The organism is Pseudomonas sp. SDO5271_S396, from assembly GCF_054071795.1.
Genome location: NZ_JBSVWB010000154.1, coordinates 1 through 207, shown reverse-complemented (window position 1 = coordinate 207; position 207 = coordinate 1). Strand labels below are relative to the sequence as shown.

Below are 207 nucleotides of genomic sequence, written 5' to 3'. Positions count from 1 at the left end.
AACTCATTGGCCGCTTCAATCCGCATTTCGGTTTTTCGTTCGGCGCTGGCCTTGCGCATCTCCAGCATCGAGTTTTTGACCAGTTCCAGCTTCTGGCGCAGCACTGGCGCAGGCTGGGTGACGGCGCCGGTGAGCAAACCGGCAATGGCGCGGCCATCCTCGGTAACTGGAACAATGCTCAGGTCAGCCAAGTACTTTTGGCCGTGT

At 58.5% G+C, this 207-nt stretch carries 1 pseudogene; it reads right to left on the bottom strand.

Annotated elements, in window-relative coordinates:
- A pseudogene (locus ACW9IN_RS30245) lies at positions 1–207 on the bottom strand (hypothetical protein); the annotation flags it as partial.